General features: G+C 34.3%; 16 protein-coding genes. 15 read left to right on the top strand and 1 reads right to left on the bottom strand.

Annotated features, from left to right (window positions below):
• Positions 1-15: 15 nt before the first annotated feature.
• Positions 16-2,190 (top strand): DNA internalization-related competence protein ComEC/Rec2, encoded by a 2,175-nt coding sequence (locus Q0W95_RS05315; protein ID WP_297790619.1) that lies wholly within the window; start codon positions 16-18, stop codon positions 2,188-2,190.
• The gene (gene holA / locus Q0W95_RS05310; protein WP_297790617.1) at positions 2,187-3,200 is read left to right on the top strand and encodes a DNA polymerase III subunit delta; all 1,014 of its coding nucleotides are present in this window, start codon (positions 2,187-2,189) and stop codon (positions 3,198-3,200) included. Before Q0W95_RS05315 ends, holA begins: the two co-directional genes overlap by 4 nt.
• 61 nt (positions 3,201-3,261) lie before the next feature.
• On the opposite strand, the gene rpsT is transcribed toward holA, so the two are convergent.
• Positions 3,262-3,528, bottom strand: a complete 267-nt coding sequence (rpsT, locus tag Q0W95_RS05305) for a 30S ribosomal protein S20 (RefSeq protein ID WP_297790615.1) — start codon at positions 3,526-3,528, stop codon at positions 3,262-3,264.
• A gap of 150 nt (positions 3,529-3,678) precedes the next feature.
• On the opposite strand from rpsT, the gene lepB reads away from it, so the two are divergent.
• From lepB to rpsU, 13 genes are all read left to right on the top strand, one after another.
• Positions 3,679-4,254, top strand: a complete 576-nt coding sequence (gene lepB / locus Q0W95_RS05300; RefSeq protein WP_297790614.1) for a signal peptidase I — start codon at positions 3,679-3,681, stop codon at positions 4,252-4,254.
• A gap of 2 nt (positions 4,255-4,256) precedes the next feature.
• Positions 4,257-6,065: a translation elongation factor 4 gene (lepA, locus tag Q0W95_RS05295; protein ID WP_297790612.1), complete on the top strand. Its 1,809-nt coding sequence runs from the start codon at positions 4,257-4,259 to the stop codon at positions 6,063-6,065.
• A 114-nt stretch (positions 6,066-6,179) separates the two neighbouring features.
• The gene (locus tag Q0W95_RS05290) at positions 6,180-6,917 is read left to right on the top strand and encodes a hypothetical protein (protein WP_297790610.1); all 738 of its coding nucleotides are present in this window, start codon (positions 6,180-6,182) and stop codon (positions 6,915-6,917) included.
• A gap of 8 nt (positions 6,918-6,925) precedes the next feature.
• Positions 6,926-7,213 carry an AraC family ligand binding domain-containing protein gene (locus tag Q0W95_RS05285; protein ID WP_297790608.1) on the top strand — a complete coding sequence of 96 codons (288 nt, stop codon included), beginning with the start codon at positions 6,926-6,928 and terminating at the stop codon, positions 7,211-7,213.
• A 40-nt stretch (positions 7,214-7,253) separates the two neighbouring features.
• Positions 7,254-8,090: a GNAT family N-acetyltransferase gene (locus tag Q0W95_RS05280; protein WP_297790606.1), complete on the top strand. Its 837-nt coding sequence runs from the start codon at positions 7,254-7,256 to the stop codon at positions 8,088-8,090.
• Positions 8,091-8,122: 32 nt separating this feature from the next.
• Positions 8,123-9,241 (top strand): radical SAM family heme chaperone HemW, encoded by a 1,119-nt coding sequence (gene hemW / locus Q0W95_RS05275; protein WP_297790604.1) that lies wholly within the window; start codon positions 8,123-8,125, stop codon positions 9,239-9,241.
• Positions 9,242-9,359: 118 nt separating this feature from the next.
• Entirely contained in the window at positions 9,360-10,382 is a 1,023-nt protein-coding gene (gene hrcA / locus Q0W95_RS05270) for a heat-inducible transcriptional repressor HrcA (protein ID WP_366800491.1), read from the top strand.
• Positions 10,383-10,397: 15 nt separating this feature from the next.
• Positions 10,398-10,934 (top strand): nucleotide exchange factor GrpE, encoded by a 537-nt coding sequence (gene grpE, locus Q0W95_RS05265; protein ID WP_297790600.1) that lies wholly within the window; start codon positions 10,398-10,400, stop codon positions 10,932-10,934.
• Positions 10,935-10,946: 12 nt separating this feature from the next.
• Positions 10,947-12,755: a molecular chaperone DnaK gene (gene dnaK, locus Q0W95_RS05260; protein WP_297790599.1), complete on the top strand. Its 1,809-nt coding sequence runs from the start codon at positions 10,947-10,949 to the stop codon at positions 12,753-12,755.
• A gap of 108 nt (positions 12,756-12,863) precedes the next feature.
• The gene (gene dnaJ / locus Q0W95_RS05255; RefSeq protein WP_297790598.1) at positions 12,864-13,982 is read left to right on the top strand and encodes a molecular chaperone DnaJ; all 1,119 of its coding nucleotides are present in this window, start codon (positions 12,864-12,866) and stop codon (positions 13,980-13,982) included.
• Positions 13,982-15,277 (top strand): tRNA (N(6)-L-threonylcarbamoyladenosine(37)-C(2))-methylthiotransferase MtaB, encoded by a 1,296-nt coding sequence (gene mtaB, locus Q0W95_RS05250; protein WP_297790596.1) that lies wholly within the window; start codon positions 13,982-13,984, stop codon positions 15,275-15,277. Before dnaJ ends, mtaB begins: the two co-directional genes overlap by 1 nt.
• 77 nt (positions 15,278-15,354) lie before the next feature.
• Entirely contained in the window at positions 15,355-15,696 is a 342-nt protein-coding gene (locus Q0W95_RS05245; protein ID WP_297790594.1) for a histidine triad nucleotide-binding protein, read from the top strand.
• A gap of 39 nt (positions 15,697-15,735) precedes the next feature.
• Positions 15,736-15,918, top strand: a complete 183-nt coding sequence (rpsU, locus tag Q0W95_RS05240) for a 30S ribosomal protein S21 (protein WP_004836286.1) — start codon at positions 15,736-15,738, stop codon at positions 15,916-15,918.
• Position 15,919 lies beyond the last annotated feature (1 nt).

Here is a 15,919-nt window from a genome sequence, read left to right as displayed (position 1 = left end):
GTTTTAGAGGAAATTATGAGAAAAAGTATTTTAGTATTTTTATGCGGACTTATTACAGGACTTTTCCTGTTTGTAAATTATGAACAAGCAAATATTTTATTAATCCTCCTAGGCTCTTTGGTTTTTGGCTTTGTTTTTTATTGGAAGAATTCAAAACTTTGGTATTATTTTTTGGCACTTTGCTTAATTTTTTTATCGGCTAAGGCAACTTTGTCTGATAAAACTTTAAGAAAAACAGCACCTGGTCCTTTTAAATTTACAGTTTATGAGAAAAGAAAGGTGGATGAGGGGTACAGGTATTTTTTAATTGCTCAAAATAATAATATCAAGGAAAAAACTGTAGCTTTTCTTCAAGAGGACTTAGATATTGGAGAAATTTTTCTCGCACGTGCAAGCTTTAAAGAACCAAGAATAAACACAAATCCAAATCTTTTTTCCTACAGGCACTATCTTGCAAGCAAGGGGATTTTTTCTGAGGCAAAAATTAAGCATATTGACAAAAAGATTAGGGGAAAGCACTGGGGTCTAAGGCTTAGAAACTCTTTTTATAAGTACATCCACAGGATTTTTGACCTAAATATGTCCTTGAGGTCTGCAAATTTTTGCACTTCTATTGTGCTTGGAGAAGCTCTAGTTGATGATGTTTCTATTAGGGAGTTGGGGCTAAGCCATATTTTAGCAGTTTCGGGTCTTCACATAGATCTTTTGTTTGCCTTTGTTTTCTTTATCTTTAAGAAATTAAAAGTCAACTACAGGATTTTATGGTTATTGGCATTATTACTAGCAAGTTTATATGCCTACTTGATAGATTTTCCCTTTTCAGTAATGAGGGTTTTGGGGGTAAATTTAATAGCTTATTTGGCCTTTCTTTATAAAAAACCTCTTGATAGAATCAAAGCCTTATTAATAGTTGCAGGACTGATACTTATAAAAAATCCTTTTGCCCTTTTAAATGCTGGATTTATTTTAAGTTTTGCTAGCTGCCTTTCTATTTATTTAATTTATCCAAGGCTAAAATCAAAGTTTGGTAAAAGCTACATAAGAAAATCTATAGCCTTTACTTCATCAATTCAACTAGGACTTTTTCCAATGCTGATTTATTATTTTGGGAGGTTTAACCTAGTTAGCATCATTGCAAACTTCTTAGTTTTGCCAATCTTTAATATTTCTATGTATCTTATCTTTGGTTTGGTATTTTTGTATCCTATTTTTGGAAATTTGTTAAAGGTTGGATTTGGGATTTTAGATTTTTTAATATCTTCAATCCTTAATATAACAGGAATTTTGGCGAAACTTTCTTTATTTAAGATTGATTTTGCAAGACCGAGTCTGATTTTAGTTTTTTATGGATTCATGCTAATATTAATTTTAGTAAGTTTAGACAAGAGAATAATCAAAAGAAAATCTGGAATTTTTTTGCTATCAGCTCTTATAATCATAATAAGTCTTTGTAAGGATAGGGAGAAAATTTCCTACCAAATGATTGATATTGGCCAGGGAGATTGTTTTTTGCTAAAGGATATGGATGATTATTATATGGTAGATGTTGGAGGACCAAAGTCAAAGACCTATGATTCTGGTGAAAGAATCCTAGTACCATATCTTAAAAGCTTGGGAGTAAGAAAGATAAAGGGTATTTTCATCTCTCATGAGGATAAGGACCATGTTGGAAATATCGATAGAGTTTGCGATAACTTTGATGTTGAAAATATCTACACATCCAAATTAAACATAGAAGCCGTCAAAAAATATAGACCAGAAATAATAAAAAATCATGACAGGATTAAGCTTTCACATGGCTATATAGAATGTATTTATGAAGGGGCAGATGCAGATGAGAATGCAAATTCTATAGGTTTACTTATAAATATTAAGGAGATTCGTATCCTAAGTCTAGGAGATTTACAAAGTGAGTTTGAGAAAGATATTAATACTAGGGCTGATATCTTAAAACTTTCTCACCATGGGTCAAAGACCTCTTCTGCTAGGGACTTTATAGAGAGGGTTAATCCTAAAGTTGTACTAATTTCTGCTGGGAGAAATAACACATATGGTCATCCTAGCAAGGAAGTTTTGGAGAATGTTTCTGATAGAATCATTTACAATACCCAAACTGATGGGATGGTAGAGATGGATTTTACTAATAAATTTAGGATAATTAAGTACCTAAAAGGAGGGTATTTTAGATGAATTATATAGACTTTATGAAAAAATTTATAAAAAAAGACTTGGCTGGCATATATTTATTTGATTCTAAAGAAGAATTTCTAACAGATGCAATAATTGCTGAGGCTAGTGATTTAGTCGCCATAAAGGATTTTAACTTTGTTGATATCAAGGCAGATGCAAGCTATGAAATTATTAAAAATTCTATAGAAACTTACCCTGTCATGGAAGATAAGAAGGTTATTATTTGGAGAAATATTGATTTTTCAAAAAATTCTATCAAGAACTACCAAGAAATTTTGGATAAGTTATTAACAGATATGGAGGACTTTCCAGAATATGCTATCATGTTTATTTTCTCTGACAACCCTCCCTTCAAGGGGAAGTTCTACAAGGCTCTTGACAAGAAAGCCTGTGTTGTAAAGATTGATAGACTCAATAAAAGCGAGCTTACATCTTTCATAGGCAAGAGGTTTGTCAAAGCCAATAAAAAAATCCAAAAATCTCTGGTAAATGAAATAATTGAAAGATTTTCTTACTTAAATAGGGATAGCGAGATAAAACTATATGATGTGGTAAACACTGTCGAGAAAATCATAGCTAACTCCAATGATGAACTTGTAACAAAAGAAGATGTGGATGAGCAACTAAATGAAATATTAAATTTGAATATCTTCAACCTAACGGATGCCTTGGCAAGTAAGGATAAGAAAAAATCAATGGACACCTACCTAGCTATGAAAAAAAATGGGGAGGACCTCTTTATGATTTATCATATGTTGATTAGACAGGTTAGAAATATGATTGGGATAAAGGAGTTAACTACTAAGGGCTTTAATGATACTTTTATCCAAAAGGTCTTGGGGATTTCACCCTTTGAGCTTAGAAAGGTTAGGGGTTTTCTTGGAAATTTCACCTCCAAGGATCTATTTGACCTTCATGATTATCTATTTGATATGGAAGTTAGGCAAAAAAGTGGAGTTTTTGATATAGACCTAGCCCTTACAATTTTAATAGGAAAATTTACAAAATAAAAAATGAGTGATTATCAGTAGACATATGTGAGGATCCGATACTGATATTCACTCATTTATATTAGGCATTTAATTCATTTAAAGCTTTAGCAAGTCTTGATGTTGTTCTTGCAACTTTGTTTTTATGAATAACATTTTTAGCTTCAGCTTGTTTTAATCTTTTATCTGTTTTCTTAAAGAAAGTAGCTGCTTTGTCAGCATCTTTAGCTTCTACTGCTGCTTCAAATCTTTTGATAAGAGTTTTTATTTCAGATTTTCTAGCTTTGTTTCTTTCAGTATTTCTTTTAGCTACTTCAATTCTTTTTTTACTAGATTTAATATTTGCCATTAACTTTCACCTCTTTCCCGAACTTTTTGTTCGACTGATACATTTTACCATAAATCAAACTAATATACAAGGTGTTTTATCAAATTAGCCTTAAAATTTTGAACAATTCCATAATATAGGATATAATTTAAAAGTGAATGAGAGGTTAATATGAGTGATAATTTAAAAAATAAAGATAGTATTTTGTATGATATATGGGATTGGGTCAAGACTATTGGTCTTGCTCTAATAATAACCATATTTATTAAAATGTTCATTGTAGATGCAACAAAAGTTTCAGGTAAGTCTATGCTAAATACCCTACATAATGGAGATATCCTCCTAGTTGATAAAATCGGGAGTAGGTTTAGGGGCTACAAGAGAGGCGATATTGTAATTCTTAAAGCTCCCGATGATCCAAAGAAACTATATGTCAAAAGAATTATAGGAGAGGCAGGCGATACAATTAAAATCGCAGATGGAAAAGTTTACCTAAACAATGAAGAACTTAAAGAAACTTATACTTCTATAAATGAAACAAGTCCTACAAGTGATTTAAGCGAGTGGACTTTAACAGAAGGCGAGTATTTTGTTATGGGAGATAATAGGATTCCAGGAGAAAGCAATGATTCTAGAAATTTTGGACCTATAGAAAAAGAAAGACTTGTAGGCCATGCCTTTGTTAGATTTTATCCAATAAATAGACTAGGTCTAATAGATCACAATCCATACCCAGATAAGGAATAAAGATGAAGAAGAAAAATAATATAAGAAATTTCTCTATTATTGCTCATATTGACCACGGCAAGAGCACTCTTGCTGACAGGTTGATTGAAAAAAGCCAAAATCTTTCTGAAAGAGAGATGTCCAATCAAATGCTAGATGATATGGAGCTTGAGCAAGAAAGAGGCATCACCATAAAATTAAAATCAATTAAAATCCAGTATAAGGCCAAGGATGGTGAGGTTTACGATTTAAACTTAATAGATACTCCAGGGCATGTAGATTTTAATTACGAAGTTTCAAGATCTCTAAAAGCTTGCGAGGGAGCAATCCTTGTTGTAGATGCTAGCCAAGGAGTAGAGGCACAAACCCTTGCTAATACTTATCTTGCCCTAGAACAAGACCTTGAAATCCTACCAGTTTTGAATAAAATCGATCTTCCATCAGCAAGGGTTGATGAAGTTAAACTTGAGATAGAAAATCAAATTGGCTTAGATTGTGAGAACGCCCCACAAATTTCGGCAAAGACTGGACTAAATGTTGAGGATGTTTTAGAAGATATAGTTCAAAATGTACCAGCACCAGAAGATCACGATGATAAGCCTTTAAAGGCTCTGATTTTCGATTCTTATTATGACTCTTATGTCGGAGTAGTTTGTTATGTGAGAGTATTTGAAGGTGTTGTAAGACCTGGTGATGAAATCTTGATGATGAATACAGGCAAAAAGTATGAGGTAAATACTGTCGGCTATACTATGAAAAAAAGAATTGCCACAAAAGAGCTTAGAAGTGGGGATGTAGGTTTTATTGAGGCAAGCATTAAGGAAGTTAAGGATGCAAGAGTTGGTGATACAATTACAAGCGTAGAAAATCCAACAGACAAGCCCTTATCTGGCTATAAGGAAGTTCTTCCTATGGTTTATTCAGGAATTTATCCAGCAGAGGGAGAAAGTTTTGATAAACTACGTGATTCCTTGGAGAAACTCCAGGTAAATGATGCAGCACTTGTTTTTGAACAAGAAAATTCTCAGGCTCTAGGGGTTGGTCTTAGGGCAGGATTTTTGGGTCTTTTGCATATGGATATCATTACTCAAAGGCTAGAAAGAGAATATGACCTTGATATTATTGCAACAGCTCCATCAGTAATTTATGACGTAAAACTCAAGGGAAAAGACCAAATAATTGAGTTACAAAATCCTAATGATTTCCCTGACCCAGCGGAGATAGAATATATAGAAGAACCTGTTACAATATCTGAAATTATCACTCCTAAGGAATATATAGGTCAAATAATGGAGCTTGCCCAATCAAGACGAGGGGAGCTTATAGATATGACTTACATTGACGAGAATAGGGTGTCGATTAAGTATAAGATTCCACTAAATGAAGTTATTTACAATTTCTTCGATTCTCTAAAATCAAGAACTAAGGGTTATGCTTCTCTTGATTATGGACTTTCAGGATATCAAGTTTCAAATCTTGTAAAGCTCGATATCTTAATTAATGACCAAAATGTAGATGCTCTTTCTCTGATTGTTCATAGAGATAGTGCTTATGCTAGAGGAAGGGGCATAGTTGAAAAACTAAAAGATGAAATCCCAAGACAACAATTTGCGGTGCCTATTCAAGCCGCAATTGGTGGAAAGGTAATAGCTAGGGAGACTGTTAGGGCCCTTAGAAAAGACGTTATAGCTAAATGCTATGGAGGAGATATATCAAGAAAGAAAAAACTTCTTGAAAAACAAAAAGAAGGTAAGAAGAGGATGCGTCAGCTTGGAAATGTAGAAGTTCCGCAAGATGCCTTCCTAGCAGTGTTGAAATTAGATGACGAATAAGTTTAAGCAATCCTTAGGGGTTGCTTTTTCTATGGAAAATTTATCATCTACAAGAACTTATAAGAAAAAATGGGTATAGATTATTATGATAATAATTATCATTAAGGAGATTTTATGGAAAATATGGATAACAAAATTTATAGGGTTAAAATTTTAGATATAAAAGATGAGTATAAAAATGTAAAGACCTATACTTTAGAAAAGCCTGAAGGGCTTAGCTGGGATGAGGGTTCAAGTTTTCACCTTGCTATTCCTGGCTTTAATGAAGGCGGAGAGGTAAACAAGAAACTAGTCCACCACCTTAGCATCAATACCCTAGATGATGAAGATACAGTTTCTTTTACAACCAAGTTTTCGATAAGAAAGTCCGACTTTAAGAAGGCTCTAGCAGAAAAAAAAGTGGGAGATTATCTTGAGTTTTTTAAAATCAAATGTCACATGAAATTAAGGAGAGAAGGTAGACCCTTAGTTCTCCTTTCTATGGGGATTGGTCTTACAACAATGAGACCCTTGATTAATAAGTTCAAGAAAAATCCAACAGGTATCCCAGAACTTGTGAGTATAAATGTAAATAGGAAAGAAAATCATCTATTTGAAGCAGAAATATCAAGTATAGACAATGCTTTGTTTAAGCAAGTTTGGGTAGAATCTAGGAGGGACTTTTTTGAGATGGTCAAGCAAATGGAAGTTAGAAATGGCATTTTCTATGTAGTAGGTAGCAATGAATTCCTACTTGATTGTATCTATAGCCTGAGAAAATTAGGGGTAGCTGATGAAGATATTATGATTGACTTAAAAGAGAAGAAGAGAGAGCTGATGTTTAAGGCAGCTGAGAATCACATATTTTTATAGGAGATTTTATGAGAAAGATTAAAGCTAATAGGATTGAAGGGAAGTTTGAGCATATTTTAGAAGAGGATAAGGTTCAAGTTACCCATTTAAGTTTGAAAGAAAATGAAGAAATACCAAGCCACAAGTCAGACAGAACAGTTTTAGTTGTAATTTACAGGGGATTGGTTAGATTTATAGGCGAAAAAGAAAGTGAAATTATTTCACCTGGAGATTTGATTTTCTTAAACCCTAATGAAGAACATGGACTTATAGCTAATAAAGATAGCGATCTTCTGGTTATTAAGGTAGATTTATAATAAAAGGGTGGAAGTCCACCCTTACATACGAGGAAGGTTTATGAACATAGATATAGATATTAGCAAGGTGGTTCTCAAGGGAGAGAGATTTATTCTTAGAAGTTTTACAGAAGATGACTTAGAAGATTTTTATGCCTACGCCAAGACACCAGGTCTTGGAGAAGCGGCTGGTTGGTTTCACCATGAGACAATTGATGATAGCAAGAAGGTTCTTGATGAATTTATAAGCGGGAAAAATATCTTTGCCATAGAAAAGGATGGCAAGGTAATTGGCTCTGTTGGCATCCATAAGTATGATGAAAGTTTTTTTACTAATTTTAGTGATAAGTTGGCTGTCCAACTTGGTTTTGTCCTAGCTAATGCCTATCAAGGGCAAGGGATAATGACTGAGGCCTTAAATTTGGTCTTGTCCTACTTGTTTGAAGTAGTTAAAGTCGATGTAGTTTTCGGGGGTCACTTTAGGGGCAACTATAAATCCAAGAAAATTCATAAAAAACTCAATTATAAGTACTTTTCGTCCCACCTAGTAAAGACAAACATGGGGACAGAGGAAGTTACTCATGAATACTTTCTTACAAGGAAATCCTACTTAGAAGGCAAAGAAGAAAAAAATAAAGATAAATCTATTGAAGATGCAACTACAGAAAATGAAGATTCAAGACAACTTATAAGGACTGAAAATTTCAAGGGTGGAGAAAATATATCTATAACTAACAAGTTTTCAAATACCTTGATATTTATAAGGCTAGGTATGGTCGAATATGACACAAGGATTTATGTTGGTGGAGATATTATTAGGATTAACAATAAGGCAGAGGTTAGCTTAAATATAATAAGAGATACAAGTATGATAGTGGTAGAATCAGAATTAAGGTGAGTTTTCCTCATCTTTTTTTATTAGGAGGATATATGGATAAGATTGGTTGTTATATTCACATCCCTTTTTGTGAAAAAAAATGCTATTATTGCGATTTTACGGCTTTCGCCCATCTTGAGAAACGCATTGATGGCTATATAGAAAACTTGCTAAGAGAAATAAGGATGTATAGGAAGAATATGGATATAGCTATTGATACTATTTACCTTGGTGGAGGTACTCCATCTTATATTGATGAAAAATATATAGGGCAAATTGTAGATGAATTGAGTAAATTTTCCTTAGATATCAGAGAATTTAGCCTAGAATGTAATCCGAATTCAATTGATAAAAATAAGCTTAGCTTTTACAAAAATTTAGGAGTTAGCCGTATATCTCTTGGGGTACAGACTTTTGATGATGAGGTTTTGAAAAATATTGGAAGAAATCATACAGGAGATATTGCCTTAAGAGATATCGAATTAATTAAAGAATTTGGATTTGATTTATCTTTTGATCTTATGCTAAACCTACCTGGTCAAGATTTTTCTTCTGTAAAAAAAGATCTAGAAATGGTTAAACAACTAAAGCCTGACCACATATCTTGGTATTCTCTAATTCTTGATAAGGGGTCTAGGTTTTATTATATGGATAAAAAAGGAAAACTTGATCTTATGGATGTAGATGATGAGGTCGATATTTTCTCTTATCTTGTTGATGAACTAGCAAAAATTGGGCTAAATAGATATGAGATTTCAAACTTTGCTAGAGCGGGCAAGGAATCAATCCATAACAAAAAGTACTGGGATATAGGTGGATACGTTGCCTTTGGACTAGGAGCAGCAGGCTTTATATCCAACAAAAGATACACTAATGTTCGTAACTTTGTAAAATACGATAGCTTGATAAAAAACGGCAAGTATCCTATTGAGGAAGAGAATTTTTTAAGTCTTGAGGATAGGGAGAAGGAATATATAATTTTTAAACTTAGGGAAGTTGAAGGGATAAATCTTAGAAAATTTGAGGAAAAATTTGGTAAAGACTTCCTGTTTAAATATAAAGATGTTGTCAATAAGTTTTCAGGTCAAGACTTTTTTACAGTCGATGAGAATTTCGCCTTAACCAAAAAAGGAATGAGCTTATCTAATGAATTTTTTGTTGAAATAATTTGAAAGTTAGATTTTGATAAATTAAAAAAAACAAATAAAAATATTTTTAAAATAAAACTTGACAATAAAGTTATACTAAGTATATTAGTATTAGCAGTCGGGAGCAAAGAGTGCTAAAGGAGTGAAAGCTTTGAAAGATAGAAGAACGCAAATCCTATTCTCTATCATAGACTCCTATATTTTTAAGGGAGAACCAGTAGGTTCTAAGTCTTTAGCTGATGATTACTCGTTTGATGTATCACCGGCTACTATTAGGAATGATATGAGTTCTCTTGAAAAGAAGGGTCTTTTGAAGAAAGCTCATACATCTAGCGGTAGGTTTCCCTCAGATAAGGGTTATAGGCTTTTTGTAGACTATATTCTGGAAAATGGTCTTATAGGAGATTCCGATATCGAGAAATCCGATAATATTAGAAGGCTTCTTGATAAAAGATACCATAACGCTAGTGATATCATAGAGACTGCAACCAAAACTTTGGCGGAGATGACGAATTTGACAGCTGTGTCCGTAAGTTTTAAGAAGGATGTATCTAAGATAACAAATATAGAGCTTATGAAGGTTACAGACAAGGTTCTGCTTCTAGTTGCTATATTCGATAATGGTCTTATTTACAATGACCAAGTATTTCTTGATTATCCAATAGCGAGTGAGGATCTTGATGTAATCAATCAGATTATGAGAAAAGATCTAGTTGGAGTAAATGTTTCAGATATTTCTAGTAAATTAGAAAGTCTTCAAGGAGAGATTTATTCAAGCTACGAGAAACTTATTGATATTGTTGGTAAAAGAATTTCAAATAACGCCAAAGACGAGTTAGATAGAGATGTCAAGGTCGAAGGAATTGGAAATATTTTCAATTTCAAAGAATTTGATGATATGACTAAGGCTAAGGAATTTATTAAACTTTTTGATAGTAAGGATATAATAAAGGATCTTTGGTCAACGATGGATGATGAAAATCTTGTAATTACTATTGGAGAGGAAAACCCGATAGACCAACTAAAGGAGACGACGATTATCACTTCATACTTCAATATAGATGAAAATACTGTGGGAAAGATTGGTATAGTTGGACTTACTAGGATTAACTATAAGGATGTAATAGCAAGTATTAAGTTGATTTCCGATTTATTGAATGAGTAAAGGAAGGTAAATGTCTTGGCAGATGAAAATAAAAGAGATGAGAATTTAGATATAGAAGACGAAAATTTAGAAAATGAAGAAGATTATATTGAAGCAGAAATCGTAGGAGATGAGAGCGAAGATATAAAAGATGATGAAAAGGTAAATGAGTATCAAGAAAGATACCAAAGACTTCTTGCAGATTTTACAAATTATAAGAAGAGAGAAGAGGCTAACAAGGCAGATTTCAAGAAGTTTGCCCAAAGTTCTCTAATTGAAAAACTTCTACCTGTTTTGGATAACCTTGATAGGGCTCTTGCTAAGGCTGATGAAAATGATGCCTTTGTAGAAGGGGTCGTTATGACGAGGAAAGAGCTTCTAAAAGTTCTCGAAAATGAAGGACTTGAAGAGATTGATTCAGACGGATGCGAGTTTGACCATAACTTTCATCAAGCAGTTATTACAGAGGCTAGCGATACAGTAGAAGAAAATCATATTATAGAAACATTCCAAAAAGGATACAAATTAAATGGAAGAGTACTAAGACCAGCTATGGTTAAGGTAAGTAAATAGGAGGAAAATCATATGGCTAAAATTATAGGAATTGACTTAGGTACAACAAATTCAGCAGTTGCAGTTATGGAAGGTGGAAGCTCAACAATTATTCCAAATGCAGAAGGAAATAGAACCACACCTTCAATAGTTGCTTTTACAAAAGATGGAGAAAGACTTGTTGGTGAAACAGCAAAAAGACAAGCCCTTACTAACCCAGATAGGACTATTGCTTCAGTAAAGAGAGAGATGGGCACTGATTGGAAAACTCCAGTTATAGATGGTAAGACCTATACTCCAGAAGAAATTTCTGCAATGATACTTCAAAAACTAAAGGCAGATGCAGAAAGCTACCTAAATGATACAGTTACAAATGCGGTTATTACTGTTCCTGCATACTTTACTGATGCTCAAAGACAAGCAACAAAAGATGCTGGACAAATAGCAGGACTTAAAGTAGACAGAATTATAAACGAGCCAACAGCAGCAGCTCTAGCTTATGGTATGGATAAGGAAACTGACCAAGCTAAGATTATGGTTTATGACCTTGGTGGTGGTACTTTCGATGTTTCCATCCTTGAAGTTGGTGATGGGGTATTTGAGGTACTTGCTACAAGAGGTAATAACAAACTCGGTGGAGATGACTTCGACCATGCCCTAGTTGACTATTTGGTAAGTGAGTTTAAGAAAGAAACAGGAGTGGATCTTGCCAAAGACCTTACTGCTATGCAAAGACTAAAAGATGCTGCAGAAAAAGCAAAGAAGGAGCTATCTTCAACAGTTTCAACAAGCGTATCCCTACCATTTATAACAGCAGTAGATGGTCAACCAGTTCACTTGGAAAAAACTATTTCAAGGGCTAAGTTTGATGAATTGACTAAAAACCTAGTTGACGAAACAAGAAAGCCAGTTGAAGATGCCTTAAGAGATGCTGGACTTTCTAAGAGTGATATCGAAAAAGTTCTCCTAGTTGGAGGTTCAACAAGAATTCCAGCAGTTCAAGAACTAGTTAAAAACTTGATTGGCAAAGAGCCACAAAGAGATATAAACCCAGACGAATGTGTTGCCTTGGGAGCAGCTATCCAAGGTGGTGTCCTAAGTGGTGAAGTAAAAGACTTACTTCTTCTTGATGTAACACCTTTATCCCTAGGAATTGAAACTCTTGGTGGAGTTGCTACAAAACTTATCGAAAGAAATACGACAATTCCAACAAAGAAATCTCAAGTATTTACCACAGCTGCTGATGGTCAAACAGAAGTTGACATCCATGTTGTCCAAGGTGAACGTGAGATGGCAGCAGATAACACAACTCTCGGTAGGTTCCAACTAACAGGTATCCCTGCTGCAAGACGTGGAGTACCACAAATTGAAGTAACTTTTGATATTGACGCAAATGGTATTGTAAATGTAACTGCCAAAGACCAAGGTTCTGGTAAAGAACAAAAAATCACAATTACTTCATCATCTAACCTATCAGAAGAAGAAATTGATAGAAAAGTAAAAGAAGCAGAAAAATTCGCTGAGGAAGATAAGAAGAAAAAAGAAGGAATTGACGCAAAAAATAACGCAGAGAACCTAGTTTACCAAGCTAAGAAAACTATCGAAGAAGCTAAACTAGAAGGAGCTGAAAAAGAAGAAGTAGAAGCTAAGATTAAAGACCTTGAAGAAGCTATAGCTTCTGATAATACTGAAGATATCAAGGCTAAAACTGAAGAGCTAACCCAAAAAATTTATTCAATGAGTGAAAAAATGTACCAAGGAGCCCAAGGCCAACAAGCTTCTTCTAATGATGAAGATGTAGTTGATGCAGACTACGAAGTAATTGATGAAGACGAAGAATAAGAATATCAAAAGTGATGATTGCAAATAATTATCAATAGAGTATAATTATAAAAAATAAAAGAGGCTATTTCCATAGAGGAATAGCTTTTTTTAATGGATGGAGGATAAATGAGAGACCCATATGAAGTGCTTGGAGTAGAAAAAACTGCCGACCAAGCGGTTATTAAAAGAGAATATAGGAAGTTAGCAAAAAAATACCATCCTGACCTAAATCCTGACAATGAGGAAGCTGCAGAGAAGTTCAAAGAAGCAAGTCTTGCCTACGAGATTCTTTCAGATGAAGAGAAAAGAAGTCAATATGATAGGTTTGGAGCTGCTGCTTTTGAAGGTGGAGCAGGAGGTTATGGTGGATTTTCTCAAGGAGGATTTGGAGATATCTTTGGAGATCTTTTTGGCGACTTGTTTGGTGGAGGATTTTCTGGTGGTCAAAGTGCCAACAGACCTATAAAAGGTGCAGACATCCAACAGGTGATATACCTAACTTTCCAAGAATCTGCCTTCGGAGCAAGCAAGGAAATTCAGATTAGGCATGAAGTAATATGTCATGTTTGTGATGGGAAAAAGAGTAAAGACCCAGATAAGGTTCATACTTGTGATAAATGCCAGGGAAGAGGAGTCTACAACGAAGTTAGCCATACAGCCTTTGGGACTATGTCGAGGACTGTTACTTGTGATAAGTGTGGTGGTAGTGGAGAAATTATTGAAGAGCCTTGTCCAAATTGTAAGGGCAGTGGTAAGGAATTTAAGTCTGAAAAAGTTAAGGTAGATATTCCTGCTGGCGTTGAAGACAATAATGTAATGAGAGTATCTGGCAAGGGTCATGCTGGAGAAAATGGTGGACCTAACGGTGATCTTTACCTAGTTTTGAGGGTTAAGGAGCATGAGGTCTTTAAAAGAGACGGTCTAAATATTTATTATGAAATGCCTATAAGCTTTACCAAGGCAGCTCTTGGTGGAGAAATCGAAATCCCTACTCTTAGAGAAACCAAGAATTTTGAAATTCCTAGTGGGACTCAAACAGGAACTAAGTTTGTTTTGAAGGGAGAAGGTATTTTTGACAAGAGGAGAAATAGAAAAGGCGACCTATATTTCTTTGTCAAGCTCATAACTCCAACCAAACTTAATAAGGAACAGAAAGAAGCCCTAGAGGCCTATGCAAATATAAGTGGTGAAGAAGTTAAGGAAGAAAAATCTTTCTTTGCCAAAGTTAAGGACTTTTTTGATTAATGACTAATACATTTAATATAATAACCCTAGGTTGCAAGGTAAACCAATACGAATCAGAAGCGGTTGAGGAAATCTTTAAAGCAAGAGGGTTTAAGAAGAAAGAGGAAAATGCAGATATATATGTAATAAATACTTGTACAGTTACAAATATGTCTGATAGAAAATCTAGGCAGATGATATCAAGGGCGAGGAGAGATAATCCAGATGCGGTAATAGCTGTTATGGGTTGTTATTCTCAGGTGAAACCAGAAGAAGTTTCTGCAATCGAGGGAGTAGATATAGTATTAGGCTCTAGGAATAAGGAAGAAGTGGTAGACCTTTGTGAGGATGTCCTTCAAAACAAAAAAGCTATAGACAAGGTGCTTGCTTTGAGTGAAACTAAAACTATAGAGGACCTTGAAATATCGAACCAAGAAGCTATGACTCGTGCCTACATGAAAATCCAAGATGGTTGCAATATGTATTGTTCTTATTGTTTGATTCCTTATGCTAGGGGAAACATTGCAAGCAGAGATATGGATTCGATTAAGAAAGAAGCTAAAAGACTTTCTGAAAATGGTTATAAGGAAATAGTTCTTACTGGGATTCATGTGGCAAGTTATGGCAAAGACCTCAAAAATGGAACTAGCCTTATTGATGTTATAGAAGAAGTTGCAAAAACTGATGGTATAGAAAGAATTAGGCTCTCGAGCATGGAGCCAAGGCATATCACAAGGGATTTTCTTCTTAGAATGAAGGCAACAAAAAAAGCTTGCGACCACTTCCACTTATCTCTCCAATCTGGATCGGATGACATTCTAAGAGCTATGAACCGTAAGTATGATACAAAAGTCTTTAAAGAAAAAGTTGCTTTAATTAGAGAGGTTTTTCCAAATGCAGGTCTAACAACTGATATAATAGTTGGCTTTCCTACAGAAACTGACCAAAACCACCAAGAAACTATGGACTTTGTAAAAGAAATAAAATTTTCTAAGACTCATCTTTTTAAATACTCTAAGAGGGATGGGACAAAGGCTGCAGATATGAAGCCAGAAGTAGATGGAAATATCAAAAGAAAAAGACTTAAAGAACTTGAAATTATTGAAGCAAAGATAAGGAGAAACTTCCTTAAAGAGCAAATAGGCAAGACTCTTTCGGTTCTATTTGAATCAAAATCTGATTTGGAAGGTTTTAAGTCAGGATACTCTACAAATTATTTGAGGGTAAATGTGAAGGCTGACCTAGCTGATAACGAGATTAGAGATTGTTTAATCACAGAAATCAAAAATGAAGAACTAATCGGAGTTTTGCTTTAAAGTAGGTAAAAAAATCATCGTTTAGTCTTTACCTGAGAGCTTAAATATGGTATCATATATATCAATGGGGGTGAAGTATGGATTGTGTATTTTGTAAGATTATAAATAAGGAAATTCCTTCTGATGTAATCTATGAAGACGAAGATGTAATTGCATTTAACGATTTAGATCCACAAGCACCTATCCATTTTCTTGTAATACCAAAAAAGCATATAGAAAGCATAGCCACATTGGACGAATCTAGCCTAAGAATTGTAGGTCATATCTTTGATGTGATAAAAAATATCGCAAATGAAAAAGGCCTTGATGATAAGGGCTATAGAGTTTGTAGCAATGTAGGTGAAGATGGGGGTCAAACTGTACCTCACTTGCATTTTCATGTACTTGGAGGTCGAGGATTTAAGTGGCCACCAGGCTGATATGAAACGATTGTGCGAATACGAGAGGGGGGATAGCAAATGACAGAGATCAGAGTTGGAGAAAACGAATCAATCGATAGTGCAATCAAAAGATTCAAAAGACAATGCGCAAGATCCGGTGTACTTTCTGAATACAGAAAAAGAGAACACTACGAAAAACCAAGCGTTATAAGAAAAAAGAAAAATGACGCTGCAAAGAGAAAAAATAGAAAAAGCAGATAAT

This window comes from uncultured Anaerococcus sp., from assembly GCF_947253225.1.
Lineage (GTDB): Bacteria > Bacillota > Clostridia > Tissierellales > Peptoniphilaceae > Anaerococcus.
Note: the sequence above shows the minus strand (reverse complement) of the source record. Positions and strands in the feature narration are given on the sequence as shown.